The organism is Streptomyces sp. NBC_01571, assembly GCF_026339875.1.
GTDB lineage: Bacteria > Actinomycetota > Actinomycetes > Streptomycetales > Streptomycetaceae > Streptomyces.
The window spans coordinates 961,153-969,937 of sequence record NZ_JAPEPZ010000002.1 but is presented as its reverse complement, the minus strand read 5'-3'; the positions used below and the strand labels follow the sequence as shown (position 1 = coordinate 969,937).

General features: G+C 69.3%; 11 protein-coding genes and 1 pseudogene. 5 read left to right on the top strand and 7 right to left on the bottom strand.

The genetic code is table 11. The features are described from left to right. Positions 1-9: 9 nt before the first annotated feature. On the bottom strand, positions 10-183 hold the full coding sequence (locus tag OHB41_RS47605) for a thiazolylpeptide-type bacteriocin (protein ID WP_031179489.1): 174 nt from the start codon (positions 181-183) through the stop codon (positions 10-12). A gap of 368 nt (positions 184-551) precedes the next feature. Here OHB41_RS47605 and OHB41_RS47600 point away from each other — a divergent pair, with 368 nt between their 5' ends. Both OHB41_RS47600 and OHB41_RS47595 read left to right on the top strand, forming a co-directional pair. Further along, positions 552-1,898, top strand: a complete 1,347-nt coding sequence (locus OHB41_RS47600) for an amidohydrolase (protein ID WP_266708188.1) — start codon at positions 552-554, stop codon at positions 1,896-1,898. Positions 1,899-1,913: 15 nt separating this feature from the next. Beyond that, on the top strand, positions 1,914-2,042 hold the full coding sequence (locus OHB41_RS47595; RefSeq protein WP_266708186.1) for a hypothetical protein: 129 nt from the start codon (positions 1,914-1,916) through the stop codon (positions 2,040-2,042). A gap of 545 nt (positions 2,043-2,587) precedes the next feature. Here the strand turns inward: OHB41_RS47595 and OHB41_RS47590 are convergent. Both OHB41_RS47590 and OHB41_RS47585 read right to left on the bottom strand, forming a co-directional pair. Next, entirely contained in the window at positions 2,588-3,880 is a 1,293-nt protein-coding gene (locus OHB41_RS47590) for a fibronectin type III domain-containing protein (protein WP_323138601.1), read from the bottom strand. 523 nt (positions 3,881-4,403) lie between these two features. Next, on the bottom strand, positions 4,404-5,306 hold the full coding sequence (locus tag OHB41_RS47585) for a helix-turn-helix domain-containing protein (RefSeq protein ID WP_266708184.1): 903 nt from the start codon (positions 5,304-5,306) through the stop codon (positions 4,404-4,406). A 33-nt stretch (positions 5,307-5,339) separates the two neighbouring features. Between OHB41_RS47585 and OHB41_RS47580 the strand changes: the two genes are divergently transcribed. The 3 genes from OHB41_RS47580 to OHB41_RS47570 all read left to right on the top strand — a co-directional run bounded on the left by OHB41_RS47580 (position 5,340) and on the right by OHB41_RS47570 (position 6,510). Next, entirely contained in the window at positions 5,340-5,807 is a 468-nt protein-coding gene (locus OHB41_RS47580; RefSeq protein WP_266708182.1) for a WhiB family transcriptional regulator, read from the top strand. A 77-nt stretch (positions 5,808-5,884) separates the two neighbouring features. Continuing rightward, positions 5,885-6,139, top strand: coding sequence for a ribbon-helix-helix protein (locus OHB41_RS47575; protein WP_266708180.1), 255 nt, complete (start codon positions 5,885-5,887; stop codon positions 6,137-6,139). Beyond that, positions 6,136-6,510, top strand: a complete 375-nt coding sequence (locus OHB41_RS47570; RefSeq protein ID WP_266708178.1) for a PIN domain-containing protein — start codon at positions 6,136-6,138, stop codon at positions 6,508-6,510. Before OHB41_RS47575 ends, OHB41_RS47570 begins: the two co-directional genes overlap by 4 nt. Before the next feature lie 566 nt (positions 6,511-7,076). On the opposite strand, the pseudogene OHB41_RS47565 reads toward OHB41_RS47570, so the two are convergent. From OHB41_RS47565 to OHB41_RS47550, 4 genes and pseudogenes are all read right to left on the bottom strand, one after another. After that, positions 7,077-7,469: pseudogene (locus OHB41_RS47565) on the bottom strand (IS5 family transposase); the annotation flags it as partial. Then, the gene (locus OHB41_RS47560; RefSeq protein WP_266708176.1) at positions 7,442-7,600 is read right to left on the bottom strand and encodes a hypothetical protein; all 159 of its coding nucleotides are present in this window, start codon (positions 7,598-7,600) and stop codon (positions 7,442-7,444) included. The pseudogene OHB41_RS47565 and the gene OHB41_RS47560, both read right to left, overlap by 28 nt. After that, the gene (locus OHB41_RS47555) at positions 7,600-8,256 is read right to left on the bottom strand and encodes a hypothetical protein (protein WP_266708174.1); all 657 of its coding nucleotides are present in this window, start codon (positions 8,254-8,256) and stop codon (positions 7,600-7,602) included. Before OHB41_RS47555 ends, OHB41_RS47560 begins: the two co-directional genes overlap by 1 nt. A gap of 141 nt (positions 8,257-8,397) precedes the next feature. Further along, positions 8,398-8,619, bottom strand: coding sequence for a hypothetical protein (locus tag OHB41_RS47550; RefSeq protein ID WP_266708172.1), 222 nt, complete (start codon positions 8,617-8,619; stop codon positions 8,398-8,400). Between the last annotated feature and the right edge of the window lie 166 nt (positions 8,620-8,785).

Genomic DNA, 8,785 nt, shown 5'->3' with positions numbered 1-8,785 from the left:
ACGCGGACGTCAGGCGGTGCAGGAGGTGGTGCTGGTGGTGCTGGAGCAGGTGCTGGTGGAGGAGCAGCTCGTGGAGGAGCCGAGCATGACCTCGCTGGCGTCCGAGTAGTCCGTGATCTCGAAGGTCTCCGACTCGAGGTCCAGGATCTCCTGGGCGAGGGAGGCGAGGGTGTTGTCAGCCATGGTGTCTCCTTGTGGGTCCGGGGACCGGGCACCGACCGGGACAGCCCCGGCCGGCGACGCGCTGAACCTGCCGGAGGCCAAGACCTCGGGCTCCACCTTTCTACGCGGCACCGACGTCAGCGCCCTGGCTCCCCGCTGTCACCCCACTGACACACCCGCGCCGTCCCGTTACCGGCAGCTCCACCGGCACCCCTGCCGACCGCCCTCCACCGTCGCTCACCACGCCGTGTAGCCCTCGGGCCGGCCTGGACACCGGAAGGCCGCCTCCTCACCGGCCACCACACATCACCGCACTCCCGCCGCAAACCGCTTCACCGTTCCGTGATCCCACCCCTGTGCACTCGGCCGACATCTGAGGAGTCCCGCCCTTGACCAGCGACCACGACGGACCCCGCACCCCCCAGGGCTCCGGCAGCCCCCCGGCACCGCGCGCACTGCCCGGCCTGGACACCTTGCTGCCCGCCACCGCCGAGCTGTACCTCGACCTGCACAGCCATCCCGAACTCTCCGGCGCCGAACGCCGTACCGCCGCCCGGTTCGCGGACTGGCTTGCCGCGGACGGCTTCCACGTACTGCGTGGCATCGGCGGACACGGCATAGCCGCCACGCTCTCCAACGGCGAGGGTCCGGCCGTCCTCCTGCGCGCCGAACTCGACGCGCTGCCCGTGGCCGAGCAGACCGGCGTCCCCTACGCGAGCACCGTGACGGCGCCCGGACCGGACGGACGGCCCGTCCCGGTGATGCACGCCTGCGGCCACGACGCCCATCTGGCCTGCGTGGCGGCCGCGGCACGGTGGCTCGCGGCCCGACGGGAGAGCTGGCGCGGCACCCTTCTCGTCGTCGGTCAGCCCGCCGAGGAGACCCTCAGCGGTGCCAGGGCCATGCTGGAGGACGGCCTGTACGAGCGGATCCCCCCGCCCGACGTGGTCCTCGCGCAGCACACGGCGTCCTTCCCGGCGGGGATGGTGGCCCATGCGGACGGTCCGGTGCTGGCAGGCAGCCTGACACTGGACGTGCGCTTCGAGGGCGACGGTGGTCACGCCGCCACTCCGCACCTCGCTGCCGACCCGTTGCTCGCCGCGGCCGGCTCCGTGACGCGGCTCTCCACGATCGTGGCCCAGGAGACCGACCCTGCGGAGCGGCTGGTCGTCTCGGCGTCCTCGCTGCGGACCGCGGACGCCGGGCACACCGGGAACGTGATCGCCGCACAGGCGGTGCTGCGAGTCACCGTCCGTGCCTTCTCCGAGGCGGCCCTCGACCGTGCCGCCCTCGCGGTGGAGCGGATCGCCCGCGCTGAGGCGGGTTCCGCGGCCATGCCTCCGCGGGTCACCGTCGCGCAGTCGTCCCGTTCCAGTGTCACTGTCGCCGACCCGGACGTCACAGCCGCCGTCCGCGCCGCGCACGTAGCCGCGTTCGGCCCCTCCCGCGTCACCGGCTGGCCCGCCACCTCGGCCACCGAGGACTTCCCGCTCCTGACCGGCGCAGGCGCGCACCTGCACGGACGCCCCGGCATCCGCGGCGCATACTGGATGCTCGGTGCGGTCGGCGTCGCACAGTGGGCGGCCGCCCCCGGCACCGCCGCCGCCGAGAAATTCCGCAGTCTGCCGGGCAACCACTCGTCCCGCTACCTGCCCAGCGTCCGTCTCACCCTGGAGACCGGAACGACCGCACTCGCAACAGCCGCTCTGGCCCGGTTGGCCGGTCCCGACGACTGACCGGTCCTTCTGCCTGTGCCGTACGGGCAAGCGGCGGAGCGGCGGTTCGCCCTGGTCACCGACCAGGGCGGACCCACTGGCGAGCAGACAAACGCGTTCGCGCTGCGCCGCGAGGCCGATGCCAGCGTTCTTCTCGGGCGCTGACCGTCCTGTACGTGTCCGGTGGGAGGTGTGCGCCTGAAGTGCCGCCTGCGCGGCAACTGCGCAACTAGGCTGGGTCACTTGGAGCGCTGAGGGCCCGGAGCCAGAGAACGGCCCGGGCCCTCGCCCCCGCCCACGGGCTGTAGGGGACCCGTGTGCGGTGCCCGTTCAACGACAGCCGTTGGGGGCAGACACGCCGCGCCCTCTCCCCTCTGGGCGGCCGGAGATCGCCGCTCCCGGCCCGGCCGACAGCCCCGCCAAGAAAGCAGGAGGAGCGGTGTGCGGCGCCAGACTCTGCCGTCCCCGACGGTCGGGCAGCCAGATCTCTCGAGCTTGCCGGGACGGTCGGGCGCCGATCAGGGGCCTCCGGTGGGCAGCCATACAGTGAAGCCCGCCGGGAAATGTGGACCCGGCGGGCTCTGGTGTGGCCGACGCGACAAGGGTGGTCGCCCATCGCTGACCGGCCGGGTGGGCGGCGATCTCCGAAGCGATCATGCGTGGCTCGGATCCAGGGGGAGTCTCTGTTCGAGCCTGTCCGTCGGGTCAGGTCACGCCGCGGGTGCGGTGACGGCCCAGTCGCCGGCGGGCAGAGTTTCGGTGCCGTCAGAATTCACGCCTGTCACCCAGTAGTAGCTGGTCGTGCCACGCCGGGCGCCGGTGTCGAGGTACTCGAAGGCTCCGGCGGGGGCCTCGTGGATCTTCTCGTAGGCGGCGGTGGCGGGGTTCCACCGGTAGACGCGGAAGCCCAGCGCGGGTGCGGACGAGCCTTCCTCGCCCGCAGCGAGCCCGGACCACGTCAGACGGTTTCCTTCCGCGCCCTCTGCGGCGGAAGCCTCCAGGCGCAGGGGCGAGCCGTCGGGCGTTGCGACGCTCGGCGTCATGTCGAACTCGGTCGCGGTCACGATCTGTGCCTCGCCGGTCCACTGGAAGGCGGAGTTCCCGGCATCGTCGACGGCGTCGACGATGAAGCAGCTCTCTTCGCCGTCGGGGACGGTGGTGTACGCGTACGAGGTGGTGTCGGCCGACACGTAGTAGCCCGGATAGAGGGAGCACATCTTCTCGTCGTCGTCTCCCCAGAGTTCGCCGCGGCGGACCACGTAGCTCGCCAGGTCCGGGGTGGGGTTCGCGTCCCAGCTCACCGCGAAACCGTATTCGGTCGGGACGACGGTGACTCCGGAGACGGCGGAAGGTGGGGTGAGGTCCCTGCGTGTGCCGCTGACGGCGGCGGACCGCGCTGACTCGTTGCCCGCCGTGTCGAGGGCGGTCACGCGGTAGGAGTAGCTCACGTCCTCGGCGGCCGAGGTGTCCGTGTACGACACCTGGCCGGTACTGCCGACCAGGGTGTACGTCCCCTGGGCGGTCGCCGCCCGGTAGACCCGGTACGACGCCGCCCCGTCGACCGCGCTCCACCTGACCCGCAGACCGTTGGACTCGGCGGCCGAGCTCAATCCGGTGGGGACGGCGGGTGCGGTGCGGTCGGCGCTCACCACAGCCTGGTCGGCGGAGCCCGCGGAGACGTTGCCCGCCCTGTCGTGGGCGCGGACCTCGTAGTAGTACACCTCGCCGCTGGCCGGCGGGGTGTCGGTGTACGAGGTGGAGGTGGTGGTGGCCAGAGGAGTGCTGCCGAAGGCCGCGCCCTTGAGGCGGCGATAGACGCGGTAGCCGGCGAGATCCATCTCGTTGTTCTTCGTCCAGCCGAGCTTCGCCTTGCCCGTGGTCTTGTCGTACGAAGCCGACGCGCCCACCGGTGGGAGCGGCTTGACCTTGTCGGCGGTCGCCGAAGTGGTGGGTGCATAGCCGAACTTGATGTTCGCCGAGCCCGTCCAGTTGACGTAGTCCACGCGCAGGGTGTGCCGGCCCGCCGGGATCGTGACGTTGACGGTCTTCTTCGTCGTCGTCGAGCCGTTCTTCCACAGGTCGACCTTGCGGGAGCTGTCGACGTAGACGCGGATGCCGTCCTGGACGGCGACCGAGAGGGTGAAGGGGCCCGCCCGAGCCGAAGTCGCGGGTGACGCTCCAGCGGACCGCGAAGTTGTTCGTCGGCAGGCCGGAGGCGGGGGCCTTGGCGCCCCAGTTCTCGTCGACCGTGCTGTCGCAGTCGGTCCGCTTCGGAGTTCCTGAGAAGGTGGTGTTCGCGTAGAACTGCCGTTTGTACACCGGCGACGTGCAGGTCGTCGCGGCGGACGCGGGGACGGCGGTGACGGTGAGCAGACCGCCGGCGGTGGCGAGCACGACGGCGGTTGCGGACGCCGTGGACGTGCATCGTCGAGTTGAGTTCATTCGGCCCTCTGGTCTTGATCGGGACGGGAGTTCCGGCCCGTGATGATCATGACTCACGAGGAGTGGGGTTGGTTGTACGGATCTTTACCCGTGCATGGGCTGCGCTTGGATGACGAGTCCGCAATAAGAGTTGTCAACGCTTTCATAGCTGTCTTCGGCTCGATCCGGAGAACGCCGCTCTCGACCACGCGTCGCAGAGTTGGCCGACCTTGCAGCCGACATCGACCGACAGCTGAGTATCGAGAGCACGTGATGCGTTCGTGGTGACAGAAAGCCGAGTGGGCTCGGATCTGCACGGTTCTGCACTTCGGGCAGGCCTTCGAAGGCGCGGCCGTGAAGGTTCTTCGGCCCGGCCCCGAGCGGAACCTTCGTGGACATGGGCATGAGCGTTGTCGCGGACAGCACTCGGGCCTGCGAAAAGGGAGCGAGGGCGATCCGCACGATCAGTCCGCGGGTGATCGCGAACCGCGAAGCGGCTCCCGCCAGGCGCTGGGGCGACTCCCGCACGTTCGGCACCTGCCATCCGCCCAGAGGAGCACCGTGCAACGGGTCTCTTGTGTCTGCGGGACGCCGCCGCCGCGTCACAGACCCCGCAGGGCGTGGGCGTGAGGTGTATCCCTCTGGTGCGGAAGGCGGCCTGGCGGCAGGCAATGGAGGCGCGGTGGGGGAGCGGTAGAGGTAACCGATGCCGCGGACGGAGACGATGGACCCGCCGCCCACAGGCGTGGCGTCGAGTTTGCCACGCAGCCGGGAGACCGTGAACTTGACCCGGCCCCGCGCGCCCGGATCCGAAACGTCCCAGCCGGCCTTGAGAAGCGTCGCGAAGTGCTGGACGGTTCCGGCATGGCGTACGAGACGGTCGAGCACCCGGAACTCGGTCACGGAAAGGGACAACGGGGAGTCCGCGGCCCATGCCTGCAGCTGCTCGGAATCCAGCCACAGCAGCCCGTCGTCGAAGATCCCGTGGTGCCGGCTTTCCTCCGCCACGCGGTACCGGTACAGAACTCGTCTGATACGGGCATGGCGCGCTTCGCAGCTGGGGCGTCGGGACGACGGCGTCACGTTGGAAGGGGGCGGGGCGGGACAGTGCGCGCGGTCCGGGGGTCGAGCCGAGAGGGCAACCTGCAACAGCGTGATCAACTTGCTCAGCCGTGGGGAGTGGGAAGCCAAGACGAGTGCAAGGGCCGACTGGAGAGAGAACGCCGCGTGTGGAGCGCCGATGCGGCGGAGCTGTTCGCGGACAGCTCACGCCAGAAGCGGTCCAAGATCACCTGCCTGCGGTGTCCCGTGCGCACGGAGTATCTGGCTGAGGCGCTCGACGACCGGTTCGAGTTCGGGATGTGGGGCGGTATGACCGAGCGAGCACAGAGTTCTCACGCGGCGCGAGCCGGGCATCTGGCTGTCTGTACTGAAAGCGGAGAGGGAGAGCGTGGTGCCTCGAGGCCGGCTGAAGATGCGCGGCCCCGCGGCCGCTGCGCGCCGGGGTAGAGGTGGTCCAGACGGATTCTGTGCTGACTTCCGCAGCCATGCTGCTCCGAAGTTCTACCGGCGGTAGAATCGACTACATGAGCAGGCCCACGAGCATCAAGACGAGCGAGGAGGTACGCAACCGGTTGCGTATCCTCGCCGCGGAACGCGGCACCACGATTACCGAGCTCCTCGAAGAGCTCGCGAGCCGTGAGCTCACCGAAACCGAGCGGGAACAGCGTGCCGTCGAGGCGGCCGCCGAACTCGGCATCGACTACACCGAGCAGGTCCATCAGGCCGGTCAGGACGCCTGGGCGAAGATCCGCACCCATCAGGGCGGCGCCGTCGCGTGAACCTGACGGCCGTCCTGGACCACACCGCTCTGACCGCTCTGTACCGTGCGGACCCCTTCTTCACCGGCCTTTACATCGAAGCCTCACGAGGCACTGGCCGCGTCCTCATCCCGTCACTGTCCGTCCTGGCTGCCGAGCGCCGGCTCGTGGGAGCAGGCAGACACGCGGCATCCCTGCGTTTCGCGGAGAGCGTTCCCTTCACGGAGGAGCATGCGAGAGATGCGATGGACTGGGGGAAGGTGGAGTTGCCAGTCGCTCATGCGGCTGCGATCGCCTGGCACGCGGTGAAAGCGGGAGAGCGGCTCACCGTCCTCTCGCTGGAACCCGAGCTGTACGCGGGCACAGGCATCACGCCACTGGACCCCACCTGAGTTCACGCCTGGACCTGTGGGGCCGCCGGGCATCCACACGAGCCAAGATCCAGCGGAACTCGCACAACTGCTCCGCGCCTCCGCCCGGCTCGCCGCGTCCGAATTCGGCAGCGCCCACATCGCACGCACCCGGGTGGGCAACCACCCCATCCCCGCAGACGGCTTCCCTCGGTAGGAGCGCTGCCGTCTATGCCGGGCTACTACTACGAGGCTGTTTCGCACCGGCGGGAGCCACGTCGCCCACGACCAGGCCGGACTCCGCTACGTGTACTTCGTTGATCGCTTCCACACACGCTCCTACGGACAGTCACGACCAGCGGGCTCTCCCACACCGCCCAGTTCACCCGACGGGCCCGAACCCCGGCACAAACAGCGAACGTCGTCGACTCCGGGGGAGCCCGGCCAGGGACACCCTGTTCCCGAGACGATCGATTCCACTGAGGCCTGATGAGCGGAGCCAGGCGCGACGGCCGCTCAGAAATGGCTGTCCGGGAACTGCCGTGCCTCTGCGATGCTCATGGGCCCCGTGCTGTGCGCCACCGTCTCTTCCTCCTTTACTGATCATTTCAGAATGAGGTTCGGAGTCGCCTCAAGCAGATGATGCTGCAGGCGAGTTGCAGCAGGCCGAGATGAAGGTCGGCGCCTATCTCGTAACGGATCCGCAGGCGTTTGAACTGGTGGAGCCAGGCGAAGGTCCGCTCGACGACCCAGCGGGTTCTGCCCAGGCCGGAGCCGTGGGCCGTGCCCCTGCGTGCGATCTTCGGTGTGATGCCGCGGGCCCGGAGAAGTCGGCGGTACTTGTCGTAGTCGTAGCCGCGGTCGGCATACAGCCGGCCCGGCCTGTGACGCGGACGACCCCGGACTCCGCGAATGCGCGGTATCGCGTCCAGCAGCGGTATCAGTTGGGTGACATCATGACGATTTCCGCCGGTCAGCGAGATGGCCAGTAGTGTTCCGTGCCGAAGGAGCCCTTCACGGTGCCGAAACTTCGCTCCGGCGGGATCACCCCGAGGAATTCGCCGAGCCGGTACCCCGCGACATCGAAGTCGGTCCAGTCGCCAAGGCTGTCGCGCAGCAGCACGCTCGTCATCACCAGCCTTGCTGGGGTTTGCCCAGGGAGAGTCCGGACTCGTGGATCCAGTTCTGGCCCTCGGGCGTCCGGGCGACGCGGGGGCCGAGGGAGATCCAGACGCCGAACTCGCCGGGGGACGGCTCGGCGATCTGCTCCGTCCAGACGCCGTTCAGGCAGAGTTGCACGCCGCAGTCCTTGAACTCGGGCAGGCCGCGCCAGGCACAGTCCCATCTGACGTCCAAGGTCAGCGGCCCGAGCACCGAGACCATCTGGTCCAGTTCCTCCTCGGTGCAGTTCTCGTCGGGCTCGCTGTGGGGATCGCCGAAGGGCAGGGCCGAGTCCAGCGTGAGGGTCAGCCCCTCTGGCAGCGGCCAGAGTCCGGCCAGGTCGGGGCGGAGCCCCAGATACCCCGCGAACCAGGAGTTCGGCTCTTCGTTGTCGAACGTGATGACCCTGCGGCGCCGCAGTTCGTCCAGGGCAGCACCGACGCCGGGCTGTCCCTGGTTCCCGTAGATGCGGGCGGTGTCGAAAGCTCGGAGGGCGTGTGCGTACTGCTCGGCCGTGGTGACCGGCTTCAGTCGAGGCCAGGGGAGGGCGGTCCAGTCAGCCAGGTCGTGCATGATCGCCCGCGCCCGCGTCAGGGCGCTCCGGGCGTCGGGGAAAGGTTCGCGCACTCGGCAGAGCGTCGAGGACAAGGAACGTGCCTTTCGGACAGGGACAGGGGCGGACGCGCCCTCACGGTACGCGTCCGCCCCCGTTCCTCGCCGGGTGAACAGCAGTGACACCAGGCATCCGCATCACCTGGACGCTGGGGGCTACGTGAGGCTGGTGGTGGGGTCGATGGTCTTGGCGAGGAAGGTTTTGTCGTCCGCCGTCCAGAGCGGGCTCGACCGTCTCCCGGAGGAAGGAGTTGATTGAACACTCCTGGTGCGGCGCTGCTGTCGCGCCGCGGCCGCTACGCGTTGAGGCACGACAATCTCGATCAGCGAAGCTGCCGCGTACACCTGCTGTCGCATCGCCAGGGCCGCTTCTCTCATGGCCGCAGGGGGACTTCCTGCCTCGCCGCTTCTCGAACGCCGAGCCGACGGCAGCCGTCACACGCAGGTCGGCCTTGAGCATGGCCTGATAGGCCGCCTGCCGTTGATCATGCTGCCGACGCCGGTCCTCTGCGTGCAGCTGCAAGCTGAGCATGTTCGCGCTCAC